Source organism: Limosilactobacillus urinaemulieris, assembly GCF_014838745.1.
Lineage (GTDB): Bacteria > Bacillota > Bacilli > Lactobacillales > Lactobacillaceae > Limosilactobacillus > Limosilactobacillus urinaemulieris.
Genome location: NZ_JABUXR010000003.1, coordinates 39,959 through 66,287, shown reverse-complemented (window position 1 = coordinate 66,287; position 26,329 = coordinate 39,959). Strand labels below are relative to the sequence as shown.

At 40.3% G+C, this 26,329-nt stretch carries 25 protein-coding genes, 1 pseudogene and 1 other annotated feature; of the genes and pseudogenes, 16 read left to right on the top strand and 10 right to left on the bottom strand.

Annotated elements, in window-relative coordinates:
* Positions 1–18: 18 nt before the first annotated feature.
* Positions 19–450: a winged helix-turn-helix transcriptional regulator gene (locus HUK45_RS02300; protein WP_102167976.1), complete on the bottom strand. Its 432-nt coding sequence runs from the start codon at positions 448–450 to the stop codon at positions 19–21.
* A 64-nt stretch (positions 451–514) separates the two neighbouring features.
* Positions 515–1,117: a nitroreductase family protein gene (locus tag HUK45_RS02295; RefSeq protein WP_191910911.1), complete on the bottom strand. Its 603-nt coding sequence runs from the start codon at positions 1,115–1,117 to the stop codon at positions 515–517.
* A 113-nt stretch (positions 1,118–1,230) separates the two neighbouring features.
* Here HUK45_RS02295 and HUK45_RS02290 point away from each other — a divergent pair, with 113 nt between their 5' ends.
* On the top strand, positions 1,231–1,539 hold the full coding sequence (locus HUK45_RS02290) for a winged helix-turn-helix transcriptional regulator (RefSeq protein WP_191910910.1): 309 nt from the start codon (positions 1,231–1,233) through the stop codon (positions 1,537–1,539).
* Between the two features lie 159 nt (positions 1,540–1,698).
* Positions 1,699–2,355 carry an SDR family oxidoreductase gene (locus tag HUK45_RS02285; RefSeq protein ID WP_191910909.1) on the top strand — a complete coding sequence of 219 codons (657 nt, stop codon included), beginning with the start codon at positions 1,699–1,701 and terminating at the stop codon, positions 2,353–2,355.
* Positions 2,356–2,450: 95 nt separating this feature from the next.
* On the opposite strand, the gene HUK45_RS02280 is transcribed toward HUK45_RS02285, so the two are convergent.
* Positions 2,451–2,966 (bottom strand): hypothetical protein, encoded by a 516-nt coding sequence (locus HUK45_RS02280; protein WP_191910908.1) that lies wholly within the window; start codon positions 2,964–2,966, stop codon positions 2,451–2,453.
* 171 nt (positions 2,967–3,137) lie between these two features.
* Here HUK45_RS02280 and HUK45_RS02275 point away from each other — a divergent pair, with 171 nt between their 5' ends.
* Positions 3,138–3,374, top strand: coding sequence for a cytochrome b5 domain-containing protein (locus HUK45_RS02275; RefSeq protein WP_003716370.1), 237 nt, complete (start codon positions 3,138–3,140; stop codon positions 3,372–3,374).
* 103 nt (positions 3,375–3,477) lie between these two features.
* Here the strand turns inward: HUK45_RS02275 and HUK45_RS02270 are convergent, their stop codons facing one another.
* Positions 3,478–4,614 (bottom strand): 5-methyltetrahydropteroyltriglutamate--homocysteine S-methyltransferase, encoded by a 1,137-nt coding sequence (locus tag HUK45_RS02270; RefSeq protein ID WP_191910907.1) that lies wholly within the window; start codon positions 4,612–4,614, stop codon positions 3,478–3,480.
* 542 nt (positions 4,615–5,156) lie between these two features.
* Positions 5,157–5,393, top strand: a binding site (T-box leader).
* A 108-nt stretch (positions 5,394–5,501) separates the two neighbouring features.
* Here HUK45_RS02270 and HUK45_RS02265 point away from each other — a divergent pair.
* On the top strand, positions 5,502–6,452 hold the full coding sequence (locus HUK45_RS02265; RefSeq protein ID WP_098044465.1) for a ketopantoate reductase family protein: 951 nt from the start codon (positions 5,502–5,504) through the stop codon (positions 6,450–6,452).
* A 214-nt stretch (positions 6,453–6,666) separates the two neighbouring features.
* On the opposite strand, the gene HUK45_RS02260 is transcribed toward HUK45_RS02265, so the two are convergent.
* Positions 6,667–8,097, bottom strand: coding sequence for a C69 family dipeptidase (locus HUK45_RS02260; RefSeq protein ID WP_191910906.1), 1,431 nt, complete (start codon positions 8,095–8,097; stop codon positions 6,667–6,669).
* An 81-nt stretch (positions 8,098–8,178) separates the two neighbouring features.
* Positions 8,179–8,892, bottom strand: coding sequence for a winged helix-turn-helix transcriptional regulator (locus tag HUK45_RS02255; RefSeq protein ID WP_191910905.1), 714 nt, complete (start codon positions 8,890–8,892; stop codon positions 8,179–8,181).
* Between the two features lie 113 nt (positions 8,893–9,005).
* On the opposite strand from HUK45_RS02255, the gene HUK45_RS02250 reads away from it, so the two are divergent.
* From HUK45_RS02250 to phoU, 5 genes are read left to right on the top strand one after another with little or no spacing between them, the layout of a single operon-like run.
* On the top strand, positions 9,006–9,878 hold the full coding sequence (locus tag HUK45_RS02250) for a phosphate ABC transporter substrate-binding protein PstS family protein (protein ID WP_191910904.1): 873 nt from the start codon (positions 9,006–9,008) through the stop codon (positions 9,876–9,878).
* A 3-nt stretch (positions 9,879–9,881) separates the two neighbouring features.
* A complete protein-coding gene (pstC, locus tag HUK45_RS02245) occupies positions 9,882–10,781 on the top strand; it encodes a phosphate ABC transporter permease subunit PstC (protein WP_191910903.1) in 900 nt (299 codons plus the stop codon).
* A complete protein-coding gene (gene pstA, locus HUK45_RS02240; protein WP_191910992.1) occupies positions 10,781–11,662 on the top strand; it encodes a phosphate ABC transporter permease PstA in 882 nt (293 codons plus the stop codon). The genes pstC and pstA overlap by 1 nt, the downstream gene beginning before the upstream one ends.
* 10 nt (positions 11,663–11,672) lie before the next feature.
* Positions 11,673–12,428 (top strand): phosphate ABC transporter ATP-binding protein PstB, encoded by a 756-nt coding sequence (gene pstB / locus HUK45_RS02235; protein WP_191910902.1) that lies wholly within the window; start codon positions 11,673–11,675, stop codon positions 12,426–12,428.
* Positions 12,429–12,442: 14 nt separating this feature from the next.
* Complete coding sequence (gene phoU, locus HUK45_RS02230; RefSeq protein WP_191910901.1) at positions 12,443–13,141, top strand: phosphate signaling complex protein PhoU; 699 nt, start codon at positions 12,443–12,445, stop codon at positions 13,139–13,141.
* A 98-nt stretch (positions 13,142–13,239) separates the two neighbouring features.
* On the opposite strand, the gene HUK45_RS02225 is transcribed toward phoU, so the two are convergent.
* The gene (locus HUK45_RS02225; protein WP_191910900.1) at positions 13,240–14,598 is read right to left on the bottom strand and encodes an APC family permease; all 1,359 of its coding nucleotides are present in this window, start codon (positions 14,596–14,598) and stop codon (positions 13,240–13,242) included.
* A gap of 209 nt (positions 14,599–14,807) precedes the next feature.
* Here HUK45_RS02225 and HUK45_RS02220 point away from each other — a divergent pair, with 209 nt between their 5' ends.
* From HUK45_RS02220 to HUK45_RS02205, 4 genes and pseudogenes are all read left to right on the top strand, one after another.
* Positions 14,808–16,109, top strand: a complete 1,302-nt coding sequence (locus tag HUK45_RS02220) for an alkaline phosphatase family protein (RefSeq protein WP_191910899.1) — start codon at positions 14,808–14,810, stop codon at positions 16,107–16,109.
* Positions 16,110–17,363, top strand: coding sequence for an MFS transporter (locus tag HUK45_RS02215; RefSeq protein WP_191910898.1), 1,254 nt, complete (start codon positions 16,110–16,112; stop codon positions 17,361–17,363). It abuts the gene before it with no gap.
* Complete coding sequence (locus HUK45_RS02210; RefSeq protein ID WP_191910897.1) at positions 17,364–17,672, top strand: MGMT family protein; 309 nt, start codon at positions 17,364–17,366, stop codon at positions 17,670–17,672.
* A 79-nt stretch (positions 17,673–17,751) separates the two neighbouring features.
* Positions 17,752–18,506, top strand: a pseudogene (locus tag HUK45_RS02205) (MIP/aquaporin family protein).
* Between the two features lie 80 nt (positions 18,507–18,586).
* On the opposite strand, the gene thrS reads toward HUK45_RS02205, so the two are convergent.
* The 3 genes from thrS to HUK45_RS02190 all read right to left on the bottom strand — a co-directional run bounded on the left by thrS (position 18,587) and on the right by HUK45_RS02190 (position 23,179).
* Positions 18,587–20,392, bottom strand: coding sequence for a threonine--tRNA ligase (gene thrS / locus HUK45_RS02200; protein ID WP_191910896.1), 1,806 nt, complete (start codon positions 20,390–20,392; stop codon positions 18,587–18,589).
* Between the two features lie 338 nt (positions 20,393–20,730).
* The gene (locus tag HUK45_RS02195) at positions 20,731–21,312 is read right to left on the bottom strand and encodes a hypothetical protein (protein WP_191910895.1); all 582 of its coding nucleotides are present in this window, start codon (positions 21,310–21,312) and stop codon (positions 20,731–20,733) included.
* Between the two features lie 262 nt (positions 21,313–21,574).
* On the bottom strand, positions 21,575–23,179 hold the full coding sequence (locus HUK45_RS02190; protein ID WP_191910894.1) for an Nramp family divalent metal transporter: 1,605 nt from the start codon (positions 23,177–23,179) through the stop codon (positions 21,575–21,577).
* Between the two features lie 359 nt (positions 23,180–23,538).
* Between HUK45_RS02190 and HUK45_RS02185 the strand changes: the two genes are divergently transcribed.
* From HUK45_RS02185 to HUK45_RS02175, 3 genes are all read left to right on the top strand, one after another.
* Positions 23,539–24,552 carry a zinc-dependent alcohol dehydrogenase family protein gene (locus tag HUK45_RS02185; protein ID WP_191910893.1) on the top strand — a complete coding sequence of 338 codons (1,014 nt, stop codon included), beginning with the start codon at positions 23,539–23,541 and terminating at the stop codon, positions 24,550–24,552.
* A 178-nt stretch (positions 24,553–24,730) separates the two neighbouring features.
* On the top strand, positions 24,731–25,249 hold the full coding sequence (locus tag HUK45_RS02180) for a TetR/AcrR family transcriptional regulator (protein ID WP_191910892.1): 519 nt from the start codon (positions 24,731–24,733) through the stop codon (positions 25,247–25,249).
* A gap of 5 nt (positions 25,250–25,254) precedes the next feature.
* Positions 25,255–26,319, top strand: coding sequence for an ABC transporter permease (locus tag HUK45_RS02175; RefSeq protein ID WP_191910891.1), 1,065 nt, complete (start codon positions 25,255–25,257; stop codon positions 26,317–26,319).
* The last annotated feature ends 10 nt before the right edge of the window (positions 26,320–26,329 follow it).

The window sequence follows — 26,329 nt, the reverse complement described above, 5'->3', positions numbered from 1 at the left end:
TTCCGCTGTTTTTATTGATTACTTTTTAACAATTTCTTGCTTCCAGTGATGAAGGTGTTGCTTGGTAATTACACACAGGCCATCTTCGCCAAGCTCCTTCATTTTGTCTGTACACATAATTTTAACGTCTTGTTTATTACTAACTTGTTGCTCACCCCAGTAATTTAAATATCGAAGAGCAGCATAAAGGTTTTCCCCTTCATCAGTTAGACGATATTCAACGTGGGGCGGGATGGTATTATAGCTTTTTCGGGCGACTATACCGGCATCGCCAAGTTCACGAAGCTGGTCACTCAATACTTTATGTGATGTTCCCAATTGCTTAACTAATTCGCCAGTGCGTCGGGGATGACCAGCAAGTAGGTAGAGGATAACCGGCTTCCATTTGCCACCAATTAGGGAAAGAGCATAATCAGCACCCGTATTAAACATTTTTACCTGTTTAGCCATAAAAAAATCCTCCCTTCAGTAATTTCATTATATTATGAAACCGCTAAAGAGAGAATTAATTATATTACTTGATTAATTTAAATTTCTCACCATCATTGAGAAAATCCTTATTGCCAGCGGATGCTTCGATTGAGCCAAATGGCATTTCAGCACGAAGCTGCCAACTATCAGGAAGGTCGAATGCTTGGTGAATTGCATCATCAATCAGTGGGTTGTAGTGTTGAAGACTAGCCCCGATCTGTTGTTCAGCAAGAGCAGTCCAAACGGCTTGCTGAGTGCCACCGATTCCTTGTTCTGCCCAGTCGGCAAAGTTGTCTGCATAAGCTGGGAATTGTTTCTCCAATTCATGAACAGTATCAGTTTCGGTTAAGAATAAAATGGTCCCGAAGCCAGCCCGAAAACTAGCAATCTTTTGTTGGGTTTTGGCGAATGCCTGTGGATCCTTGACAACTTCCTTTAATGCTGCTTCGACAATGTCCCAAACTTTATCTGAAGACTTGCCAAATAGGACGACAGCCCGAACAGTTTGGCTGTTAAAGGCGGTTGGCGAATTTTTGATTGCCGTTATAATTAGATCATAAATTTCCTCTGGGGAGTTAGTTAGCTGATCGCCGAGAGCGTAGATTGAACGCCGTTGGGCAGTTAATTGGTTAAATGCTGATTCCATAAGTAATTCCTCCGTTCATTGTTTGATTACTTACTAATAATAAGTATAATTGATTGATGACACAAGAGGGGAATTTTATTTCACCTAGTAATTATTAAAGGAGGGATAAAGTGATGACTAAACAAGTTGAAGATTGTCCGATCGAAACCACCTTAAAACAAATTTCAGGAAAATGGAAAAGTGTAATTATTTTTCGTCTCTTAGAACATCCTCGATGCCGATTTAATGAATTGCAAAAGCTAATCCCTGAGTGCTCACGGCGAATGCTAGCGTTACAGTTAAAGGAACTAGAGCATGATGGCCTAATTAGTAAAACAGTTTATCCGGTAGTTCCACCTAAAACTGAGTATTCTTTGACTGAACGTGGTAAAAAGCTTAAGCCAGTAATTGAAGGGCTACAAGAGTGGAGAAGTAGCGATTAGTCTGGATTAGTAAAAAAATTTAAATACCGCCTTTGATTGAGCGCCAAGTAAATGTTACTTGAGGGTAACTACCTTACACAAAAGTGCTTACTTTTAATAAGCTTCAATTTCCTTATACTTAAAAATGAACAAAGGATAGAATACGAGGAGGAAGATAAAATGACAAAGCAAGTACTAATTTTAGGCGCAACTGGTCAAATCGCTCAACACGCAATTAACGCGTTATTAAAGAATAGTGATGCAGAACTATTGCTTTTTGCTCGTCACCCGCAACATTTAAAAAACATAGATGAAAGTCGGGAAAAGGTTATTAAGGGCGATACCTTGAAGACGGACGAGTTAGACGCTGCTGTGTCACAAGCAGATGTTGTTTACGCTAATTTGCGGAACCCCGAGATTAAACAGCAAGCTGAAAATATTGTTAAGGCAATGGATAAATATGGAGTAAAGCAGCTAATTTGGATTTCATCAATTGGGATCTATGATGAAGTTCCCGGTAAATTTGGTGAATGGAATAATGCTGAACTTGGTGGCGGTCAAAAGGATAGTTATCTTGGAACTTACCGGAGCGCGGCTGATGTTATTTCCGCCTCTGATCTTGATTACACAATTATTCGTCCAGCATGGTTAACAAATAAGGATGAGGTTGATTACGAGACAACAGAACGAGGAGAAGCGTTTAAGGGGACTGAGGTTTCACGAAAATCAATTGGTAATTTTGTAGCAAAAATTATTTCTGATCCCGCTCCATATGCTCGTAAGGATTTCGGTGTTAATAAACCTAATACTGACGGTGATAAGCCAAATTGGCTTTAATGAAAAGGACTAACGATAATTAGTTAAATAAAATAAGGCATCAATAATCTTCTGTAAAAAAGATTGCTGATGCCTTATTTTGAAATTAGGTAATATTATCGATATTGATAGTCTTTTTGGGCCATCTGGAATAAAACGCGGTCATATTTTTGAGTACCATCAGGGAAATTAACAGTGAATTTCTCAAGGTTACCACCCTTTTCAATCTTTCCGGATGACTTCTTTGTTACTAGTCCATTATCGATTGTAACCTTATTGTTCTTAATTTTGTAATATTTCTTGCTAGTAGCTTTGTTAAGGATTGTCCGGTCAGCGAGATAGCGATTAATTGTTCGTGGGGCAGCCTTTTCTTCTTTCGTGGAATCCTTGTTAATTACTGGTTTGCCTGATTGATCAGTATCAGTAACGTTAACGTAAGCGGATTTGCCATTAGTAGTAAAGAAGACGTATTGATGCGCAGTTGTGTAACCATTTGAATTGATAAAAGTAACAAGGTAGACACGGTTATTTAATGACTTTTGCGACATTGCTTGAACGGGTTTATCTGTAATAGTTATAGTAATAAGGAATGTCATCATGCTAACTAAAATTGGCAATAAGAACTTCTTCATGGGCGACCTCCTTTCAAACCATTATCTTCATTATAACAGCTTAAATTTTTTTAAAGGTGTTTGGTGATGTAGTTGTTCAGAAGCGAAACATTAGTGCTTAAGGCCTAATAGTGTTATAGTCAAATTAGAAAATGAAATAATTAAATTTGTTGACTAAGGAGGCAGTAGCTGATGGCAGAAAAGACTTTTACTCGCGAAGAATTAGCAAAGTTTAATGGACAAAATGGTCAACCAGCATATGTTGCCATTTCTGGAACAGTTTATGATGTCTCGAATAAGGCTGCTTGGAAAGGTGGTAAACACCACGGTAATGAGGCCGGTCAGGATCTAACAGATGTTTTGTATAATGAGTCGCCTCATGGAGATAAGGTATTAAAAGATTTGCCTGTTGTTGGTAAGTTAGTATAGAAAATAAAAATCCCTAACAAACGCTAGAAGTAACGATTGTCAGGGATTTAATTTTTTAAAATAATTCTGGAGTTGATGTTATAGGCTAACGGCTTTGTACTTTCTAGTCCCATACCTGTTCTGCAACTTCTTTAACAAGCTTAATCTTTGCCCATTCTTGATCTTCGGTTAAGATGTTTCCTTCTTCGGTTGATGCAAAACCACATTGGGTACTTAGGCAGAGGTGATCGAGGGGATGGAATTCAGCAGCTTCCTTGATTCGGTCAATAATTGTTTGAGGATCCTCGAGATCGCCACTCTTAGAGGTTACCAAACCGAGAACGACATACTTATCATCAGGAACCTTTGCTAATGGTTCGAAGTTCCCAGCGCGGTCAGAGTCATATTCGAGGTAGAAGGCCTGAACGTTTTCCTTTGCAAAAAGGTGATCGGCTACTGGTCCATAACCGCCCTTAGCAGCCCAAGTTGAGTGGTAATTTCCACGACAAATATGAGTAGTGACGGTTAGATCATCTGGAAGGTCTGCAATCGCATCATTATTTAACTTAAGGTAGGTATTTTCGAGTGCTTCCCGGTCAAAACCAGCTTTAGCCATTGTTGCCCAGAATTCATCATCGACAACCATTCCCCAAGTACAATCATCAATCTTAACATCGCGACAACCTGCATCATAGAGTGCCAGAATTAAATCGTGGTAGGCTTTTGCAATATCATGGAAGAGTTCATCATCGGTAGGGTAGTACTTCCGTAAAGCAGCAATGTTTTCATCACCACGAACTAATTCGGCATAGAATTGAGCCGGCGCTGGAATGCTTTGTCGAGGAGTGACGTCTTTACCATCTGTAAGACTCTTCAGAAATTTGAATGCTTCAACATCAGGATGACCTGGTTTGAAGGAAATCTTCCCAGCAACTTGTGCAGAGTCATTACGGGTTTCCTCATCGTGGAAGAGGTAGCCATGTTCCTGAGTTGTATGCTTAATTCCCGCGAATCCCCAGAAAGTATCAAGGTGCCAATAGCTTCGCCGGAATTCACCATCTGTAACAGCGATTAAGCCAGCTGCTTCTTCCTTATTGACTAGTTCGGTAATACATTGATTTTCGACTTCTGTGAGTTGTTCTTGATTAATCTTTCCTTGGGCAAAATCATTACGAGCTTCCTTTAGCTTTTGCGGACGAAGAAAACTACCAACAATATCATAACGGAATGGTGAAGTAGTGCGAGTTGTAAATTGAGTCATATTGAATACATCCTTTCTTTTTTAGATAAGTTCAGGAAATAAGAGCAAATAAAAAGTCCCTAGGAAAAGCAGTTTAACTTTTCCTAGGGACGTCAATTTCAATCATTTAGAAATAACGTGTTACCACCCTATTTTGATCAGGTCTCACAACCTAATCCTCAGTAGGTACACCCGAAGGTAAACCTAGACGTTTTATCGGTCGTCAATCGTGAACAACTAACTAGATTAGCTCATCGTTCGTAAATGCTCCAAGACCATCTTCGTCAAAGTCCTCCAGATTGCTTCTCATCTAACGCAACTCTCTGTGCTGGATTTCTAAGACTACTCATCTTTTCAATGCAATTTGTAAATTTGATCGTCATTATATTAGAATATTCTCATTTTAATGTCAATGATTAATCATCATTATTTTAAAAATTAAGTTTAATTAGTTCGTTGACAGGATAAACGCATCGAATGAGTGTATAAAAGTAGGGATTTAAAAAGGACGTTGACAATTAATAAATAACGAGTTAGATTAAAATACAATTAAATAATAATTATAAAACACGTTGACAAGAAGAGTAGTTAGGATCGGGTTTGCAGAGAGTCCTTGGTTGATGAAAAAGGATAACTAGATGCTAATGAAAATCACTTTGAGTGCCAGGATGAAGTTAGTAATCTGCGGTGGGAGTAGCCCATTATCGCTACCGTGTTTAGTTATTATGACTGAACATTTGAGGTTAATGGTGTGAGCTATTAACGAATAAAAGGTGGTAACACGCAGGCGCGTCCTTAAGGTTGATTAATCAATCTTTGGGCGCTTTTTTTATTCACGAATTACCGATCAGCATGAACGCTTTATCACTGAGACTTATTGGTGAGCTAGAGAAAGGGAGTTGGATATTATGAAGTTTACAGTAGTTGGTGCTGGAGCAATGGGTCTCCGCTTTGGTGTATTGCTACAAGAACAAGGAAATGAAGTTGACTTTGTGGAAGGTTGGCAACCACATTATGACAAGATGAAGGAACAGGGTGGGGTATACGTTACCCGTGAACACCAAAACAAGCACCTCGTTCCGGTAAACGTCTATACTCCAGAAGAATATCAAGCAACCGATGCTGACTTTGTGTTCTTTGAACTGAAGCAAATGCAATTGGATGATATGTTGGAACGGTGTAAACATTTCTTCAAAGATCAGTATTGTTTAACCGCGATGAACGGGATGGGGCACGTCGAGAAATTACTTAAATATTTCCCTAAAGAAAAGCTAACTGCTGGAACTGCACTTGTGGCAACCATCTTGACTGGTCCGGGCGAAGTCGAGTTTGTTGGTAAGCCAGGGATGGGGACTACCAATTGGGCAAACTATACCGAGAAGCCGAATGCCAAAACAGATGAGCTAATGGCAGAATTAGAAAAGGCAAACTTCAACCCAACATTAAAGGATAACTTCATGGGCACTTTAATGGCCAAGGTAGTCTTTAATTCAGTTGTTAATACTTTATGTACGATGTTTGAAATCACGATGGGGGAATATGCTTCCTTTGAGAAGGCGGATGAATTATCTCGGCAACTAATTGATGAAGCCTATGACGTTTGTGAGCGGGCAGGAGTCCAGTTAGTTAATAGTCGGGCAGAAGAACTGGAGAGTGTTAACTATGTTTCAAAAGTTGGTAACCCTCACCATTACCCATCAATGTATCAAGATATGAGTCATAATCGACCAGTTGAGGTTGACTATATCAATGGCTACTTTGTAAAACTTGGGCGGAAGTACCACTATGAAGCAAAAACCCATAACTTTGTAACTAATCTGGTTCACCTTGCAGAAGCAACCCGGGAACATCGAAAGTAATAAAAGATGGAGCTGGGAATTAACTTTCTCGGAGGGACGGTTGACTAACCTAGAACGATGAATGATGATGAAATCATCAGAGTCGTTCGTAGTTAGGCTCGAGTCCCTCAGTTAATTCCCGCGATTAGACTCTCTAAGTTCGGAGATTAATAAGTATATATAGAGGGCGGGAAAAACTTAACGTTTTTTCTCGCCCTCATTTTTTGTGATTATCCTATAAGTTTGGATCCATTTTGAAAGTTAACTTTGATAACTCGGTTCCCTGAGTCATTAAGTCGAATAATAATTCTTTTGCTTTAGCGTTACAGTGGCTCGCAATCTCATGGTTTTGACCAGTAAGGTAAGTTGTGAGTTGTTTACCGTCAAGCTTTTTGGCATGTTCATCAACCTCGTGAATCTTTCGCCGGCACCATTCGCCAAGTTCTTTTTGGAAGTCGAGATCGGCTTGATTAAATTCGCTGTAATGGGATTCAACGACCATTGCAAGAGCTTCATTAAGCCAAAAAGCGCTCTTTAAATCCATCTTTTTTGGTAGCTCACGGTAGGAAACATCAGTATCGTCCGCGTTAGCAAAGAATGGAACATAGGCATTGAAGCTGGGAACTCCCATTTCGATCCATTGGACGGCAGCGTGCTTTGAATTGACATTATTTCTCATTTGAAGAATATGCGACTGGGCAGTTCGCGAAAGGGAGATTGCCCGATAGACTTTTCGATCATGCTCATTACCGTCACCGAGTGGGTCGTACTTTGTTTCATTGTAGTGAGACTTCAGAATATATTGGATATCCTCAACCGCAATTTTCCGTTCTGGCTTCCGGATAAAGGGCATTTCTGAAGACTCAGGTGTTTGGCTAGCGGCAGCAACAGGATTGAAGTAGCGTTGGGCAAACCAAACTCGGGGAGTGTTGTAATGATGATCAAATTGGGTGTTGGTTCCAAAAATATGACGGAAATTCCATTGATCATTGTCCGGATTTAAACCGTGAAGATTAACGAATTCTTCAATTCCATCGGACCACATATAGTTATCTGAATCTGCAAAGTTAATCTTTTCAATGGCAATTTGGTTAGCAGCGACAGCATAACAATCATCAGGAATCCGGACTGCTACCCAATGGTGTCCGGTAGCAATTTCCATGTACCAGACCTCGTTTTGGTCGTTAAATTGAACACCGTTACCTTCAGCAGACCCATACTCTGCCACTAATTTACCCAGGTATTCTACTCCTTCACGAGCACTATGGATATATGGCAGGACAAGGTTAGTCATTGAGTCTTCAGCTAAACCATTCTTAACGTATGGATCATAGGCAAGAACGCGATCGTTAGCGTAAACACTTTCGGTAGCACTTTCGCCAACGTTTTCTTCGTTAAAACCGTCTTCTTCATTTGGACCCATGCTTTGATCGCCGCTTGGTGTTGCAGTGTAGCGCATTCCGGTTGCTGGTAATTTGACGGTTAACTTATTATATGGTGAAACATATGTCTCGTTTCGACCGGAAACTGCTGGTTGAACAATAAACCGTTTTGGTTCGATTGCAACTACTCGGTCTTCATTGCGGGCAATAAAAGTTGAACCATCCATTGAGGCTTTTTTGCCAACCATAATGGACGTACATGCAGAATTTTTAAAACGAGTCATTAAATCAGATCCCCTTTGTGTAATAATCCCAAAGTTCTATCTTCTTTTATTTTACACTTTCAGGGCTGAAATCTAAAAAACTTATTTTACTAGCTTATAACCAAAGCCACGCACCGTTAATAGGTGATCTGGTTTATGGGGATCATCTTCAAGTTTATCTCGAAGGTGGCTGATATGAATATCAACAATTCGGGAAGTATCAAGAATGTCATATCCCCATACGCCATTTACGAGTTGCTCACGACTGAGTACTTGATCGTGGTGTTCAATTAAGTAGGCAAGCAATTGAAATTCTTTAGGAGTAAGCTCAACTGGCAAATCATTTTTAGTGACAGTGTAATTTTTTTGATCGATTTGCCATGAACCAATTGAAACTACTTGTGGTGAAATTATTTTTTTAGTAGGCGCAGACTCCTTGAGTTTTAACTGCTGATATAGCCACAGTCGTTGCTCAAGCAGTGGTTGAATGATCCGTTCATTAAACGGAAATGAAATTAGATCATCCACTCGTGCTTTATAAAGCTTTCGCTGGATTCGCTCTGTTAATTTAGCTGCCAAAACAATGATTGGGCCATGGATCTGCTCGCGGATCAGGGTCATTGTTGCGATCGTGGTATCTAGAGTTGTGTCAGTAAGATCCCAGAAGATCCCCGTAACTGGTTGCTTTTCGAGTTCAACCACTAATCCGGTTGGGGTTGTAATTTGGCTAAGAGTCCACCGCGCTTTTTTGCAAAGGGTGGTTAGTTGCTGAGTTAATTCAGTGTTCTGACTCATTAATAAAAACTTGTTAGTCATATTCTTCTCCAAAATTTACACAACTTTTACAATGCGAAGATTAAATATTTACATCGACTTGATATTCTCTATTTGTATCATATGAAGTTAACGAAAACAACTAGGGAGATAAGATGAAGAGAATAATTACAGGAGTTATTGTTGCAGCAATAATCGTCGGATTAGGGGCCGGTTGGGTTGCAGCGAAGAAACAACCACCGCAAGAAAAAATTACAATTGTTGGCTCTACTGCCCTCCAACCATTAACTGAAGCAGTTGTTGAGAACTATCGGAAGGTAAAACCACAAACGAGTATTACTGTCCAAGGTGGCGGATCTGGAACTGGATTAAGTCAGGTTCAAGCAGGAGCAGTTAATGTTGGCTCATCAGATATTTTCGCGGATCAACAGGATGGGATTAATGAAAAGAAACTTACGGATCATATCGTTGCAGTTTCTGGAATTGTTCCAGTTGTAAACCATGAACTAGGAATTAATAATCTTTCTCTTGAACAATTACGGCAAATTTATACGGGGAAGATCACAAACTGGCGCCAAGTTGGTGGCCCCGATTTACCAATAACAGTGATTAATCGAGCTGCCGGAAGCGGAACCCGGGTAGCATTTGAACAGGTAGTCCTCAAAAATGGCGAACGGTCAATTAATGCTCAAGAACAGGATTCGAACGGCACTGTAAAGGAAATTGTTAAGAATACTCCAGGCTCGATTAGTTATATTTCGTTTGCCTACCTTAACGATCAAGTTCAGCCAGTAAAGATTGATGGAGTTACACCAACGGCAAAGAATGTTACGACAAATAAGTGGCCATTATGGTCATATGAACACATGTATACCCAGAAAAAGCCAACTAGGGCAACTAAGGAATTTATTAATTACATGCAAACGAAGAAGGTTCAACAAACATTAGTCGAAGATGCAAACTACATTAATATTCATGATATGAAGGTCCAACGAACAGCGGACGGGAAGACAAGTATAAAGGAGTAAGTAATGGATGATTTGAAGAAGCAGTTAAGTCAACCGTCAATTGAAAGTAAGCAGGAATGGGTTGGTAAATTGATCAGCTACCTGGCAATTATTTTGATTGGCGGATTGGTGGTGACAATTCTAATGTTTCTTACCGTTAAAGGAATTGCCCTCTTTAAGGATGATGGGGTATCAGTTTGGCACTTTTTAACCAGTACTGACTGGCAGCCAAGTCATCATTACTATGGTGCGTTACCAATGATTATCACCTCGTTTAGTGTAACTGCCTTATCGGGAATTATCGCCCTACCATTAGCGTTGGTGGTAGCAATTGCAATTACGGAAATGCTTCCGCGAAAAGCCTATCAGTATCTTCAACCATTAATTGAATTGCTTGTGGGGATTCCTTCAGTTGTATACGGGTACCTCGGGTTAACCGTAATAGTTCCATATCTTCGTCAAGCATTTGGGGGAACTGGATTTGGAATTCTAGCAGCGACAAGTGTTCTTTTCCTAATGATTCTCCCAACAATGACATCAATGACCATTGATAGTTTACAAGCAGTTCCACAAAAGTATCGGCAAGCATCGTCCGGCCTAGGAGCGACACGGTGGCAGACTATTTCCCGGGTAATAATTCCCAGTGCGAAGAGTGGAATTTTAACGGCGATGGTATTTGGAATGGCACGGGCGTTTGGGGAGGCATTAGCGGTTCAAATGGTAATTGGAAATACGACCATTGTACCAAAGAGTTTGATGGAATCCTCAGCCACGCTCACGAGTGTTTTAACAACGGGGATTGGGAATACAGTAATGGGAACAGCATCGAATAATGCTTTGTGGTCGCTAGCATTAATCCTTCTTGTGATGTCTCTGGCATTCAACTTATTAATGCGATTGGTAAGTAAGAAAGGAGCAAGATGATGAATCCAGAGCGAGTTGACAAAGTAGCAACTGGGATAATACTAGGACTGGCAGGATTGGTTGGCTTGGTAATCCTTAGTTTGTTAATTTACATTTTAGCAATGGGAATTCCTAATATTTCCTGGCACTTCTTAACGGCTAATGCTGAATCATTTGCTGCGGGTGGTGGGATTCGTGATCAGCTTTTTAACTCCCTTTACTTAGTGCTTTTGACCCTAATCGTCTCAGTTCCGCTAGCTCTTTGTGCGGCAATTTATTTGAGTGAATATGCTCCAGAAAATCGGTGGACACAAATGCTTCGGCTGGCGATTGAGGTTTTAAGTTCTTTACCTTCTGTAGTAGTTGGTCTGTTTGGCTACTTAGTCTTTGTCTTGCAGTTTGGCTTTGACTTTTCATTATTAGCAGGAGCATTAGCATTAACGATTTTAAACTTACCAATCTTAACCCGTAGTTGTGAGGATGCGCTACAACAGGTCCCGTATTTGCAACGCCAAGCAGGATTAGGATTAGGGATGTCAAAATGGCGGGTCACGACTAAAATTGTTCTTCCGGCAGCACTACCAGGAATTATTACTGGCGCAATATTAAGCGCTGGACGAATCTTCGGTGAAGCAGCCGCATTAATATATACGGCGGGGCAAAGTTCTCCAGCAATTAACTATGCTGATTGGAATCCTTTTAGTCCAACAAGTTTCCTGAACCCAATGCGACCAGCAGAAACATTGGCGGTTCACATCTGGAAAGTGAATAGCGAGGGGCTAGTTCCTGATGCCCGAGCGGTTTCAAATGGTTCAGCTGCCGTATTAATTATTACGATTCTGCTGTTTAATCTTGCAGCCCGCTATGCTGGTCACCGAATTAAGCAACGTTTAACTAAGTAAGGAGAAACAAATGCAAACAAGTACGGCTTTAGAAACAAAAAATCTTCAGGTCCTTTATGGTGAAAAGCATGTTGCTCATGATATTAATCTAAAATTTCCCCAAAATAAAATTACGGCATTGATTGGCGCTTCTGGCTCAGGAAAATCTACGGTATTGCGGAGCTTGAATAGGATGAACGATGACTTTGCAACGGTAAAGGGAGAAATTAATTTTCACGGGGTAAATATCAATCAACCGAAAGTTAACGTTTACCGAGTTCGTCAGCGAATCGGAATGGTTTTCCAGCAGCCAACGCCATTTCCGCTGTCAATTTATGAAAATGTGATCTATGGTCTTAGGTTAACGGGCGAAAGGGATCGACGGGTACTTGACCAACGAGTTGAAGAAAGTCTTCGTCAGGCAGCATTGTGGGATGAAGTAAAGGACCAGTTAAAATCCAGTGCACTCGCGCTTTCGGGAGGACAACAACAGCGGCTTTGTATTGCCCGGACGCTAGCAGTTCGACCAGAAATTATTCTAATGGACGAACCAACCAGTGCCCTTGATCCAGTTTCAACTTCGCAAATTGAAGATACTCTAGTACAATTGAAAGAGCAATTAACGATCATTATGGTAACCCACAATATGCAGCAGGCATCACGTTCAGCAGACTGGACTGCATTTATGCATCAGGGACACCTCATTGAATTTGATAAGACGGCAAATATTTTTATGAATCCACGAGAACAAAAAACTGCTGATTATTTAAGCGGTAAGTTTGGTTAGGAGGTTGTAGATAGATGGGTGCAATTTTTAATGATGAATTAAAACGGCTTCGTGGTCACTTTATGGAGATGGGGATTGACGCTAGTGAACAGATATACCAGGCGACAAAGGCGTTCACAGAAAGTGATACAGCGCTGGCAGAACAGGTTCTAAAAGCTGATCCCAAGATTAATGATGAGAAAATTAATCTTGAAAAAGAGGCACTTAAGCTAATGGCATTGCAGCAACCTGTAGCAAGCGATTTTCGCAAGATTATCAGTATTTTGAAAGCAAGTAGTGATATTGAACGATTAGGCGATTATGCATCCCATATTGCCCGGGCAGCTATTCATTTAAGTGATCGAGAGCATAATGAAGAAATTGAAGAACAGATTGAAAAGATGATGATGATTGTTCGGGAGATGTTAGAACGAGTTCTGGATGCATATGTTTATACTGATGAACAAAAGGCCTATGAAGTTGCTAACGAGGATTTAAAAGTTGATTTAATCTATGTTCAGCAACAACGAGCAATTATGAATGCATTAGTAAAAGCAGGGCAGAACGTGAAAACATATGGTGATTACCTTTCCGTAATTCGTTACCTTGAGCGTGCTGGCGATCATATTGTGAACCTTGCAGAATGGATTATCTATAGTGGTTCAGGTAAGTTGGTAGAGTTGAATCCCGGGAAGGCCGATCCAACAATGGTTAAACGGAAACTACAAAAATAAGCAAACGATAGCGTTAACTGATAATTCACATTAAAAAAGCTTCAAATATTCAGGGGAGCCCGAATACTTGAAGCTTTTTAATATAGTAAAGATGGATCTTATTCCTTTGTAAAATTAAATTCATCCGCATGACGGAGTGAGTAGCAGAAGTAAATAATTAAGCCAAGAGCAATCCAAACAAGATATGTTAGCCAGGCGGTTAACGAGATGCTAACAAGAAGAACGATACAAATAATAATTGAAAGTACCGGAATTGTTTTACCAAATGGCACCTTAAAAGGTCGTTTGAGTTCTGGGTACCGTAGACGCAGAATAATAACAATAAGTGAGATTAACGCGAACACCATTAAAGAACCGATGTTAGCAATTAATGCTAAGTAGTGAAGATCAAATTCACCAGCTAAGATTGCTGAGAAAATTCCCACTAACCAAATTGCCCGATTAGGACTTTGAGTTTTAGTGTTTACTTTAGCAAGACCCTTGGGAAGAAAGGCACTCCGACTCATTGATTTAAGAATGTTAGAGCCGGCGTAGATAAAGGCGAACACAACCGCCATGATCCCTAAAACAGCTCCAAGTGAGACGATTTCCGCAACAAAACTATGTCCCTTAACAATCAGAACGTAGGACATGGCTTCAGAGACGTTTAACTTGGTATAGGAAACAACTCCTGTCATGACAAGACTTACTAATACATAGAGGGTGGTGGAGATAACCAGGCACAAGATTATTGCCCGGGGAATATTTTTATCAACGTCTTTAGCGTCTTCTGCGGAAGTTGCTAGGGCGTCAAAGCCAAGAAACGAGAAGAAAACAGCAGAAGCACCGGTGAAGATCCCCTTATAACCATACGGGAGAAAGGGGTGCCAATTACTTGGGTTAACGTGTGGAACACTAACGATAATAAATAAAAGAATAATAAAAATTTTTACCCCAACAAGGAAGTTATTAATTAACTTACTTTCGCTTGTTCCCCGAGTTAGGATAATTGTCATTAGAAAGATCATCAGGACAGCTGGAAGGTTAACATAACCTCCAGCAGCTGGAGTAACGAGGAAACGATGGGGAAGGTTAATGCCAAGAACCTCTAGAAATGATTGGACATAACCGGTCCATCCATTTGCAACTGTCGCTGTGGTAGTAACGTAAACCCCAATTAATGTCCAGCCAGCCAAAAATGCGACGAACTTACCAATGGATACCCAAGCATAGAAGAAGGCACTCCCTGAATTAGGTAAACTAGTAGTTAGTTCAGAATAACAGAGGCCAATTAATCCACTAGCTAACGCGGCAATTAAGAAAGAAAAGACGATCGCTGGACCTGAATCTTCCGCGGCGACAATTCCAGTTAATACTAGAATTCCCGTACCAATAATTGCGCCGATACCTAAAATGGAAAGGTCAAAGAGACCGAGAGTTTTCTCATGCTCTTTACCCTTTGGTAACTGATTTTGCATAATGATGATTCCTTTCAAAAAAAATACAGAAAACTGAACCTTAATTTTACATTAAAAATCGCTGTGAATCAAATTGCAAATCCTGTAACCGCTTGCTCTGGTTATTCTTTCACTAAATTTACTTTTATCATTTTAGCTCTTTAGGGTTACGAATCTGTTAATTTTTATTTTAAAATGGAAACAAGACTTAAAAGGAAGTAGATGGGATAATGGCATTACATAAATTGGTAGTAATCTCTCTTGATTCGATGGGCTTTCGTGATCTCAATGAGTTTCGCGGGTTTGTTCCCCATCTTGATCAATTAATTAAGCGGGGGACGTGGGTCAAACGCGTTAAGGGGATCTTTCCAACCTTAACTTATCCATCGCATACTTCAATCATTACTGGTCAATATCCGGCAATTCATGGCATTGTAAATAACACAAAAATTCAGCCACAACGCGAATCACCGGATTGGTATTGGTACCGTAAAGATATTAAGTCAATGCCGCTTTATGATGTTGCACGTGAAGCCGGCTTAACAACGGCAGCGTTTTTGTGGCCGGTTACTGCGGGAAGTAAAATAAATTATAACTTAGCAGAAATTTTCCCTAATAGGATTTGGACGAACCAAGTATTAGTGTCGCTTAAAGCAAGCTCACCGCTGTTTCTTTACCAAATGAACCATCGTTACGGAAAACTTCGCCGAGGAATCAAGCAACCGTGGCTCGATGATTTTGTGACGGCATGTGCTGTAGATACGATCAAAAATAAGCGGCCGGACCTTACACTAATCCATTTAGTTGACATGGATAGCATGCGTCACCGGAATGGAGTCCGCTCTCCGCAAGCTAAGGCTGCTTTACAAAGGCTAGATCGTCGAGTGGCAAAGATTATTCAGGCAAGTCGTGATGCGGGGACGTATAGTGATACGGATTTCGTGATTTTGGGTGACCACTATCAAATCAATGTTAATAAAATGATTCACCTTAACATGGTCTTTGCCAAACAGGGCTTGCTAACTCCAATTAAAGGAAAGTCAATATACAAAAATAATTGGCGAGTGACTGCTAAAACATGCGACGGGGAAACATATATTTATACCAAGGGCTATGTTGATTTGAACAAGCTGAAGCGATTGATTGCTGGTGTCGAAGGTGTTGAACGAATTTATAGTGGTGCCGAAGCGGTAAAACTCGGTGCTGATCCAAAGTGTAGTTTTTTGGTTGAGGCTAAGCCAGGGTATTACTTTACCGATGAAGTTAATCAACCAGCAGTCGTCGAAAAGGTTGATCCAAAATCACTTGGTACACATGATCGCTACCGTGCTGTTCACGGTTATGGCCCTAACCAGCCCAATTATTTTACAACGGCAATTTTTGCTGGGCCAAGTATTAATCAAGGAAAGGAAGTAGAAACAGCTCACTTGGTTGATGAGGGGCCAACATTTGCTAAGATATTAGGACTCCATTATCCTGCACCAACTGCTGGTCAGGTAATCCCTGGAGTAATTAAAAGTGAGGTTAAGTAAGTGAAGTTTAATAAGCAACAGTGGCAATGGATTTTTTATGATTGGGCCAATTCTGGTTACGGAATCTTAGTAGTAACTGCTGTCTTACCGGTTTACTTTAAAGCGATCGCAAGTGAGAACGGGATTAGTGCAACAAATTCAACCGCACTTTGGGGTTATGCAAATAGCTTTGGTACTTTAATTGTGTCATTAATGGCACCATTGCTTGGTGCATTGGCGGATTACCCTAACTCAAAACGTTGGTGGCTGAATATATTTACGTGGATTGGAATCGCGATGACCTTTGCGTTAGCTGTTGTTCCGATAAATCAATGGGCTGCGTTATTAATCATCTATGTTCTTTCGGTAATCGGTTATTCTGGCGGAAACCTTTTCTATGATAGTTTTCTTACAGATGTCGCTGATAATCAGCAGATGGATGCTGTTTCAACAACTGGTTACGGAATGGGTTACCTTGGCGGCGTTCTAGCTTTCATTATTTTTCTTGGTGCACAACTAACTGGTGGGTTTAATGGCCTTTTAAGTAGCTATGGAATCGCCAAGTTTAGCTTTATCCTTGCTGCGGTCTGGTGGGTTATTTTTGCCTGGCCGTTGTTAAGGCATGGTCATCAGTACCATAATGTTCAAGCGGTAACCGATCCAGTGGTGGATAGTTTCAAACGATTGGGAAGAACGCTTTATCACGTTAAACAACACAGAAAAATTTTCTGGTTTCTGGTTGCGTACTTCTTTTATATTGATGGCGTTGATACTATTTTTACAATGGCAACTGCAATTGGGAAGGACCTCGGGATTGAAACAACAATGCTAATGCTTGTTTTGCTTATGGTTCAATTAATTGCGTTCCCGTGCTCAATTCTTTATGGTTGGTTAGCCCAGAAGACCTCTAACCGGTTAGCGATTTTAGTCGGAATTATCATATATCTTTTTATTTGTTTAGATGCGTTACGCTTAAAATCATTAACTGATTTCTGGGTTCTTGCTATTTTAGTTGGGACAAGTCAGGGTGGGTTGCAAGCACTTAGCAGGTCTTATTTTGGCCAGCTAATTCCTAAAAATTCGAGTAGTGAGTTCTTTGGCTTTTATAATATCCTTGGTAAATTTTCTGCTATTTTAGGCCCGGTAATTGTGGGCTTTGTAACCCAACTGACTAATAAGTCAACAGTTGGCGCGGCTTCTCTTAGTATTCTGTTCTTAATTGGACTAATCATTTTTCTAATGTTACCGCGTTTGACTCAGGAAACGAGTGATTAAATGACAAAGATTGATGAGCAGTTTATGCAATCTGTACTAAACATTGTTGATATTATTCCGCTAGGTCGGGTGGCGACTTATGGGCAAATTGCTAAGATAATTGGTCGTCCCCGAAATGCTAGATTAGTGGGGATGGCTCTTGGCAAATCTGGCGGGTATGGTAAACATCCATGTCACAGAGTAGTAACTGCTACTGGTCGACTTGTTCCAGGGTGGTTTGACCAACGACCAATGCTGATGGCTGAGAAGGTACCATTTAAGGATGAAAACCATGTTGATATCAAACGATGTCAATGGCGCGGAATCTAATAGTTAACAGTAATTTTGACCTAAGTATGCTAAAATTAAACCATCTCTGTAAGCGAATACAAGAAGGGCGGAAACTCGAATGCATGGATTTATTGGCGAATTCTTTGGGACAATGATCTTAATTGTTCTTGGCTGTGGTGCATGTGCCAGCGTAAATTTAAAACAAAGTTACGGTCGGGGAAGTAACTGGTGGTATATTAGTATTTCTTGGGGGTTAGCAGTAACAATGGGAGTTTATGTTGCTGGATTCCTTGGGGGTTAGCAGTAACAATGGGAGTTTATGTTGCTGGATTCCTTGGTTCTCAAGGACATCTTAATCCAGCAGTAACAATTCCGTATGCAATTTTTGGCTTGTTTCCTTGGCATTCGGTTGTTCCCTATTTAGCAGGTCAATTCCTGGGAGCATTTGTTGGTGCGATCATTGTAATTATTCAGTTTTACCCGCAGTTTAAAGTCACCAAAACACCTAAGGAAGGAAATACTGTTGGAATTTTTGCTACGCGTCCGGCAATCAAGAACGCTCCGTTTAATTTCCTTTCAGAATTTATTGCAACCTTTACTTTTATTTTTGTCTTGCTGAATTTAGGTAACTTTACCTCAGAACTAAAACCGCTTATGGTGGGCCTTGTGATTGCTGTTATTGGAACTTGTCTTGGTTCAACGACTGGTTTTGCCTTGAATCCTGCCCGAGACTGGTCGCCACGGTTAGCTTATACTGTTCTTCCTGTCCCCAATAAGGGAAAAAGCGAATGGTCATATGCTTGGGTACCAATGCTAGGTCCATTGGCTGGGAGCCTTTTTGCGTGCTGGGTGGAGCAGTTAGCAGTAATCTAAAAAATATCTTTATAGAATATAAATAGAGGTCGAAGATCCAATCCAGGATTTTCGACCTCTATTACTAGGATAGTTAGTTTTTAATTTTCACGGGAGTAGGATGCAATATCATCGAGAATTTCGTTCATAAATGCATCTTGACTCATTTCGTTTTGTTCCTTTTCGCCATACTTCCGTACAGAAACACCGTTATTAGCCTTCTCATCGTCACCAACAACAAGAGTGTAAGGAACCTTTTGAGTTTGAGATTCACGAATCTTGTAACCCATCTTTTCGTTCCGGTGATCAACAACAACCCGGATATTAGCAGCCTTCATCTTCTTAGCAAGTTCATCAGCATATTCGCCATGAGCATCTTCATTAACTGGAATAATGTGAACTTGTTCTGGAGCTAGCCAAGTTGGGAAAGCACCTTTGTAAATTTCAGTTAAGTAAGCGATGAACCGTTCCATGGTACCAACAACACCACGGTGGATCATAACTGGTTGATGTTCCTTACCATCTTGGCCAACGTAAGTAAGACCGAATCGTTCTGGAAGCATAAAGTCAAGTTGGATTGTTGACATGGTTTCATCGTTTCCAAGGGCAGTCTTAGTTTGAATATCAAGTTTTGGACCGTAGAAAGCAGCTTCACCTTCAGCTTCGTAGTAATCAAGGTTAAGGTCATCCATGGCTTTCTTTAACATTGATTGAGACTTTTCCCACATCTCATCGTTAGCGTAGTACTTCTTAACATTCTTTGGATCACGAAGAGAAAGACGGAAACTGTAATCAGTAATATCAAAGTCCTTGTAAACATCCATGATTAAGCGAAGAATCTTAGCAAATTCAGAACGGATTTGGTCAAGGGTAACGAAAGTATGACCGTCATTTAGGGTCATTTCACGAACCCGTTGAAGACCAGAAAGGGCACCAGACTTTTCGTAACGGTGCATCATTCCAAGTTCAGCAATCCGCAATGGGAGATCACGGTATGAACGAATGTGGTGCTTGTAAACTTGAATATGGCTTGGGCAGTTCATTGGCCGCAATTCAAGCATTTCACCGTCACCCATGTCCATTGGTGGGAACATATCGTCACGGTAGTGTTCCCAGTGACCAGAAGTCTTGTAAGCGTCGAGGTTCATTAATACTGGAGTGTAAACGTGCTTGTAACCGTCCGCTACTTCACGATCGATGATGTAACGTTCGATTGTCCGCCGAATAGTGGCACCCTTTGGCATCCAGTATGGTAACCCGGCACCAACCTTTGGATCAACGAAGAAGAGGTCAAGTTGGTTACCGATAACCCGGTGATCACGTTCCTTAGCTTCTTGACGCTTCTTAAGATCTTCTTCTAAGGCATCCTTCTTGTAGAAGACAGTACCATAAATCCGTTGAAGCATTGGGTTTGATGACATTCCCTTCCAGTAAGCACCGGCAACGGAAAGAAGACGAAGATTCTTGACAACATCACCATAAAGGAGAATATCGTCGTCGGCAACGGCTTTGACGTCACCTAATTGATACATTGCAACCTTACCATCCTTAGCGCTTTCCTTGATTAGTTCACTTGAGAAGCGGTCTGCTTCAACTTCTGCTAAAGCATCATCAACGGAAACTTCGACAAATTCAACTTTTGCGTCATTCTTTGCCATTCCCTTGATAACATCTTCAAGTGCTGGTAATTCGTCAGCAGAAACTTGTTGGTTATCCTTGTCTGAATCAACATGGAAGCCATCTTCGTCAGCGACTGCTTCTCCTAAACGAATTCCCTTAAATTCTTGCTTTAAGGCAGCCTTCAACATTAATGCAGAAAGCTTCCGTAATGCTTGTAAACCTTCTTTTGAATCGCGATCAATTTTTTTAACTGATCCATCTGGTGACATAACAGCAACTTGAGCCATAAACAATCTCTCCCTTTTTTTTAGTTAAACAAAAAACGTCCCTAACACTACTACTTTAGTAGTGTTAGGGACGTCAATTATTTTTATAATTAGCGTGGTTCCACCCATCTTCAGGACATATTAATACTGTCCTCTCTAAGGTGTATTAACGGACACGACCCGACTCGCCTTATTTCGGCAAGCAATAAGTAAAGGTGGTACAACAATAATTAGATCCTCAACGGTGTTTCCAGCCTAGACACCGACTCCCTAGTAGAGGGTAACTAATGTGCATATCCTTCAATTGCCTATGATTATATCACTGGGAGAACGGATCGCAACCCCCTTTTTAAATTTTTTTAATGACTAGCAGAATTTGTTGCTGGTGTAGAACCAGTACTACCCCCGTTATTTCCGCTATTAGTTTGGCTATTACCGGAATTGCTAGGTTGGTGAGCATTCCCGTTATTATTGTTTTGGTTTGCCTGTGGGGTGCTAGGTTGAGAAGAAGGAGTGTTTCCACCATTATTATTTGTGGGATGTTGGTCTTGATTTGAGTAATGCTGTGTTCCCCGTGAACCGCCACCGTTACTAGTGGAGTAAGAGAATGAATAAGTATCCTGATTATCATCGCTGGTACTAGAAGACTGGTGTTTTTTATGATGCTTCTTCTTGTGTGACGACGACTTACTGCTAGTTGAGACTGTTGTGTCGTTGTTATCAGTATTAACAGGGTTTTGTTGCTTGATCAAAAAGACAATAATCATGATCACTAAAATTGCTAACAGAATTGCCAGCAGGATTTTGAAAAGCTTATTTTTCCCCTTAAAGTGGGGCATTTTTGGCTTTTTACCGCCTTTATGAAGGTGGGAACGACGACTATTATTTGAATCATATAGCTGAACGCGAGTAGGACGTTCATTATTATTTTGATTATTCAATGAATTCACCTCAAAGTTAAGGATGAGACTTATATTATCAAAGATATATTATAACATTTTACCGGATTATCGACTGGCTTAGTGCTACTTAGAAGCAAAAAATTAGGGACTGGGAATTACCCCAGTCCCTAATTTTTGAATCTTTGCTTTTATTTAGGGAGGAAAAGATATAGGAGTTATCTTATGCTTCCTAATATATAGGTAAAATTTGAAGAATTTGTGAGTGAATAATAAAGGAAGTTTTAATCTTCAGTAGGATTCTTTAGTCCTTACTATCAATCATCTTTTCTTCCTTTTGGCCGAACCCTTTTCCTTCAGCGGCAAAGCGTTTGTCACCACGGTATAGTTCAACACAAGTCCAAGCTAAGAGAACAAGGATGATAATGATGGTGATGTAGGCTAGAACATCTGAAGTACTCTTTGACCAAATATCAAATCCTTCATATGTTGAAGGAAGGTTGTAAAGGTTCAAGAAGGTTAATGCAACAACTGAGATCCAACCACAAACCTTAACCCAGCCACGGTTCTTAAATTCACCCATTTCAACATCACTGTTAGTCATCATTAATAATGGCAACATTGAGAATGGTAAGGCAAATGCTAAGAAGACCTGAGAGTTTTCCATTAAAAGGTTCAACGCGGTGTGTTGTTGGATAGTTGATTCGCCTGAAGTCATCCCAACACAAATCAAAACAGGGATAACCGAGATGATCCGTGTAACAAGCCGCCGAGCCCAAAGTGGCATCTTCATGTGAACAAACCCTTCCATGATTACTTGACCAGTTAAGGTACCAGTAATGGTTGAGTTTTGACCAGAAGCTAATAACGCAACAGCAAATAGCGTTGAAAGAACACCAGACTTAGCAACCGCAATTAAAATTGGATTACTGAGCATCGAAGTGTTGTTCAATGCATCGTAAAGACCGAAGAATGAACTATCTTGAACAGCACCAGTCTTAAATACGGCAACCCCCATGATTAACAGTAATGCATTAACAACAAAGGCTAATGACAATTGAATGTTAGAATCCCAAGTAGTGAACCGAACAGTTTGGCGGATACTATCCAAGTCGTTGTGGTCGATTTGCCGAGTTTGAGAAATTGCTGAGTGGAGGTATAAGTTGTGAGGCATAACAGTCGCACCAATGATACCAAGTGAACCACTTAATGGAGTAATTCCACCAATTTCTGGTGACTTAGCAATTGCCTTAGTGGAAGGCAATAAGCCAGCAAAAGCAGCACCCCAGTTAGGGTGTGACAATGCGACTTGGTAGGCAAAGACGAACAGAATAACTAAAATTAGGCAGGCAACAATTGCTTCGATCTTCCGGAAACCAATCTTGGTTAATAATAGCAATACCAAAACATCAAGAACGGTAATAAATACTGATGGAATCAACGGAATATGGAATAACAAGTTAAGGGCAATTGCGGCACCAATAACTTCAGCAATATCAGTTGCCATGATGGCTAACTCAGTCATGATCCAGAGAATAACACCTAATGCTTTACCGGTACGGGCCCGTGTTGCCTGGGCCAAGTCCATTTGACTCACGATTCCGAGTTTAGCTGCCATGTATTGGAGTAACATCGCAATCAAACTTGAAATCAAGATAGTAGTCATTAAGGTGTACTGGAAACTTTGACCACCGGTAATTGAAGTAGCCCAGTTACCAGGATCCATATAACCCACGGCAACTAATGCACCAGGGCCAGAGTAAGCGAATAATGTTCGCCAGAAACCTTTACCATGTGGAACCTTAACAGTTCCGTTAATCTCTTCCAGAGACTTACCGTTAGCATATTCAATTAAATGATGCTTACGGTGTTGATTTTTTGTGTTGTCCACGCCAAATCCACCTTTCATCTTTTTTTGTTAACACAAATTGAACAGATCGGTTAACTTAAATTGATTACTTTTTTAGGATAACATAAAAAATAATATACTACAATGGAAGATCGCCTATTTGACGGGCTTTGTTAATGAAATAAGGAAAAGCAAAAGGCAAATTTTGGTTGACCTAATGAGGATCAAACCGCTTTCAAAAAGCGAAAATAAAATTTAAAATTCATAAAATTAGTTAATTATTTCTAAAAAAGGAACGAGAAATGAAATAACAAAAATAGTAGAAGAAATCTATGTTAACCGGTTGACATCAGAGCGTAAATTCAATTATAATCAAACGCATAAGTTAAAAGAAAGATTTCACAAGCGAGGTATTATTAATGAAAGCTCTTGTATTAACTGCTGTTAAGAACTTAGAAGTTAAAGACGTTGATATGCCTGAAATCAAGCCCGATGAAGTGCTTGTTCACACTGCTTATGCAGGTATTTGTGGAACCGATCACGCACTCTACGCTGGCTTACCAGGTTCAGCAGACGCTGTTCCGCCAATCGTATTAGGACACGAAAACTCTGGTGTAGTTGCTAAGGTTGGCTCAGAAGTTAAGAATGTTAAGGTCGGGGACCGGGTTTCTGTTGACCCTAACATTTACTGTGGCGAATGTAAGTACTGCCGGACATCCCGTCCAGAACTTTGTGAACACTTAGATGCTGTTGGTGTTACTCGTGATGGTGGATTTGAAGACTACTTTACTGCACCAGCTAAGGTTGTTTACCCAATTCCTGACAGTCTTTCATTAAAGGCTGCTGCGGTTACTGAACCACTTTCATGTGCCGTTCACGGGGTTGACCTTCTTGAATTACACCCATACCAAAAAGTATTGGTTATTGGTGATGGCTTCATGGGACAACTTTTTGTTCAGACTTTACTTGCTCAAGGAGTAGAAGAAGTTACTTTAAGTGGTCTTTCCGAAGACAAGTTGAAGTTAAACCATGACAAATTTGGTGCGAAGACTATTAACACCGCTAAGGGTGAAAAGATTCCTAACGATACTTATGACATTGTTATTGAAGCCGTTGGTCGCCCAGAAACACAAGAACAAGCGGTTGAAGCAGCTGCTCGTGGTGGCCAAGTATTGATGTTTGGTGTTGGGAATCCAGATGATAAGTTCTCCATTAACAGTTATGAAGTATTCCAAAAGCAATTAACCATTCAAGGGGCCTTCATTAACCCTTACTGCTTTGAAGATGCGATTGCTTTGATGGGTTCAGGTAAGGTTGATGTTTTACCATTGCTTTCTCACGAATTTGACCTTAAAGAAGTTGATGGCTTTGTAAATGGTCGAATTAAGGGTGTTTCTAAGGCTGTTGTTAAGTTAGCTGGGGAAGAAGCATAAAACAGAAGCTGGAAATTAGTCTTAGTTAAGTTTAAAACTACCGAATTATAGTAGGAGAATCAGGAAGAACTTTTTCTGATTCTCTTTTTTTGTTCTTAAGTTGACACTGTGTCACTAAAATGTTAATGTTAATTCAACTAAAGTGACACAATGTCAACTTAGCGATGGAGGAATTAAAATGCCAAGTACAACTTTTTTAAATTTAAATGAAGATAAAAAGAAAAAGATCGTTCAGTCGTTATTGCTGGAGTTTAGTAATCATAGTGTTTCTGAAGCACAAGTTGCACGAATTGTTAAAGAAGCTGGAATTGCTCGTGGGGCGTTTTACAAGTACTTTGATGATTTGCAAGGTGCATATACTTATCTTTACCAACAAGCAATGGTTGAAATTCATAAAAAGATCACGAACAGTAACCAAATACTTAGTGCGGAAGAGTACCGGAAGCAGATTAAAGAATTTTTAGATGCTGTTAATGGCAGTCCGTATCAAGATTTGATGAGGCTTCATTTTCAAGTAAATGAAAGCCTAGTCAAGCCAAGTCACTCTAAGGCACCGCAACCAAAAGATAGTCGAGAGTGGGGAGTGATGGTATTAAGTCATGAGGCAATCAAGGAGAGCCTCCAATCTCCAGAGAAGGAAAAGCAGATTATCGAACGATGTTATGAAGCAATTCGACTTCTGACAAAGAAAGCGTGATTAAGATGTTTTTAGCAATTAAGGAAATTTTACATGAAAAATTTCGTTATGGCCTAATAATGGCGATGTTTATCCTGATTAGCTATTTAATGCTGATCTTAATGGGATTAATGCTGGGGCTAGCGAATGAGAATACGGCAGCGATAAAGTCCTGGGATACTCAGACAGTATTTTTAAATAAGGATAGTAACGATAGTCTTAGTCAATCATTAATTACAAAGGATCAAGTTAAAGGCCTTTCTAAAAATGATGCGCTTGTCGGGGCAACTCCGGTAGTCATCGAAACAAGCGCTAAAACGGACCGCCATAAGGAAAATATCCAGTTTGTTGGCTTAGATCGCGATCAATTTATTTATCAAGACCAGTTAGAACTAGTTAGTGGACACCGGGCAAAGAATGATCACCAGATTGTATTGGATGAGAGCATGAAAGATAAGGGATACCGCTTAGGAGGAAAGGTCACCTTAAATTCACTTTCGCAAAAATACGAAGTTGTTGGTTTTGCGAAGAACGCAAAGCTAAATATTGCACCAATTGCTTACGGCAGCTTGGGAACATGGCGGAAATTAAAGGGAGCAAATAGTTCAATTGTTGCTAGTGGTATTTTTAGCAATCAAAAGCAAGCAGCTAGTAATGAACCTCAGTTAGCTCACTATACAGTAAAAGAATTTATTGATAAGTTGCCAGGCTACCGAGCTCAGAATACAACTTTTATCTTTATGATTTCATTTTTAATGGTAATTTCATTGATTATCATTGCCGTTTTCCTCTATATCTTAACGATGCAGAAAATGGCCCATTTCGCTGTGCTTAGAGCTCAAGGGGTTCCTGCAAAGCACCTGATCAGTTCAACGCTAGCTCAGGCAATAATCTTGGTCCTTGTTGGCGATATTGGAGGAATTATTTTAACTGAACTGATTTCACTGATGTTACCAACCTCAGTACCAATTTTGATGAACTGGCCCTTAATTTTAGGATTGTCTTCTGTGATGATTATTTTAGGAATATTAGGAGCGTTGCTGCCGGTACGACTAATTTTAAAGATTGATCCGGTTGAGGCACTTAATTAAGGAGGGGAGA